The 1,984-nt window shown below is 58.0% G+C and carries 2 protein-coding genes; both read right to left on the bottom strand.

The window, feature by feature from the left end:
- Positions 1–72 precede the first annotated feature (72 nt).
- A complete protein-coding gene (gene istB, locus ABIE59_RS19875; RefSeq protein WP_354449533.1) occupies positions 73–870 on the bottom strand; it encodes an IS21-like element helper ATPase IstB in 798 nt (265 codons plus the stop codon).
- A complete protein-coding gene (gene istA / locus ABIE59_RS19870; RefSeq protein ID WP_354449532.1) occupies positions 867–1,886 on the bottom strand; it encodes an IS21 family transposase in 1,020 nt (339 codons plus the stop codon). The genes istB and istA overlap by 4 nt, the downstream gene beginning before the upstream one ends.
- Positions 1,887–1,984 lie beyond the last annotated feature (98 nt).

Below are 1,984 nucleotides of genomic sequence, written 5' to 3'. Positions count from 1 at the left end.
TGTCAACGTCGGGTTAAAACTGACCCACTTTTTGGCAATATCGCCGGTTTAAAACTGACCCACCCTTGGCGGTTAGGTGTTGGTTAATTGATCCTGGTTGCTGGTTGAGATGGGTGCGATGCCCGCTGCTTTTTTGTCTTTGAGGCGGTAACTTTCTCCCCGGATCTGGACGATGTGCGCGTGGTGCAGAAGCCGGTCCAGCAACGCCGCAGTTAACGTGGCGTCATCAGCGAAGGCGTTGGCCCACTGCGAGAATGGCAAGTTACTGGTAACGATAACGCTGCCATGCTCGTACCGTTTGGCGATGACGTTGAAGAACAGATTGGCTTCCTCACGACCAAATGGCAGATAGCCGATCTCGTCAATGATCAGGAGCCTGGGTGCCAGAATACTGCGCTTCAGGTATTGATCCAGACGCTCCTGCTTCCGGGCGGCGGCCAGTTGCAACATCAGATCAGCAGCGGCGATGAAGCGGGTCTTGATGCCCTGGCTGACGGCCTTGTGACCCAGGCTGATTGCCAGGTGGCTTTTACCGACGCCGCTGGGCCCAAGCAGAACGATGTTCTCTGCTCGCTCTATGAAGGCCAGGCTGGTCAGCTCATTCAGCTGTTTGCGCGGAGCACCGCTGGCGAATTTGAAGTCAAAGTCCTCGAAGAGTTTGCGTCCGGGGAAGCCGGCGAACTTCAGCAGGGTCTCCCGGGATCGCTGTGACCGGGCGTTCAGCTCCAGGCTTAATAATTGCTCCAGGAAGTCTGCCAGCGTGCCTTCCTGCGAGACGGAATGGTCGGCAATGGCCGCCCATTCGCTGGCCAGGGTATCGAGCTTGAGGCTCGCACAGGCGTGCTGGATACGCTGATGTTGCAAGTTCATGGGCGAGCCTCCAGCAGTTGGTCATACAGGCTGAGAGGGTGCTGGAAGCTCTCTCGCGGAACCGGCCGGGTTGAGGCTGGTGTTCGCTGTACCGCAGGTTGAGGCCGTTTCGGCAAAGGCAGAAGTTGAAAGCGTTCCTGGTCCAGCAAAACCTGAGGCTTGATGCCGGTGGTACCGTGGATGCGCTGATGTGCCACGCGCTCCAGCCAGGGGCCTATATGGGCGTTGGCCGTTGTCACGTCCAGCCGCAGGCCGGCCTGGTTGAGGGTGGCCGCCAAGGGGGTGATGAAGCTGTTCTTCAGATAACCGTTGAAGCGTTCCACCTTGCCCTTGGTGCGTGCCCGGTAAGGCCGGCAGGCACGGGCGACAAAACCATAATCCTGGGCTGTGGCCAGCAGCTGTGCATTCCAGCGGTGATGCCCTTCGCCGTAGGCATCACGTTCAATCATGATGGTCTTGGCGTTGTCGAACAGGATCTCTTGGGGTACTCCGCCGAAGTACTGGCAGGCCTCTTCGATACCGCGCAACCAGTCATCCTGTCGTTCGTGCTCAGAAAACCGGACATAGGTGGCGCGACTGAATCCCAGCGTGGCAACGAAGGCTTTAATTTTGCGCCGGTGCCGAGAAATGGTCGTGAAATCGACCTGCATCTGCTTGCCTGGCGGCGTCTCAAAGCGGACCACCGGATCAGGCTCGACGGTTTTGAAGTCGGCAATGTAACTCTTGAGCTGGGTGATTCCACCGCTGTACCCACGATCCTGAATCTCGCTCAACAAGACCGTCGCCGGTATCCAGTGCGGCTTGGCCGCTTCAATCCGCGCCAACAGATAGCTCTTGAACGGATCCAGCTTTATCGCCCGCTGCGCTCGTTCCGGATAGGAAGGCACTGCGCTCAGATCCCGCAGATACCGGCGCACCGTGTTGCGGGACACTCCCAACTGTTTGGCGATGGCGCGAATACTCTGGCCTTGGCGATGCAATACATGAATTTCCACAAGTATCTCCTGAGTCAACATCGGCCGCCGCCCTGGTCAGTTTGTTAGGCGGCCATTTTGCCTCAGGTGGGTCAATTTTAAGTCGGCGCTAGTGGGTCAGTATTACTCCGGCGGTGACA

The organism is Marinobacter sp. MBR-99, assembly GCF_040547575.1.
Lineage (GTDB): Bacteria > Pseudomonadota > Gammaproteobacteria > Pseudomonadales > Oleiphilaceae > Marinobacter.
Note: the sequence above shows the minus strand (reverse complement) of the source record. Positions and strands in the feature narration are given on the sequence as shown.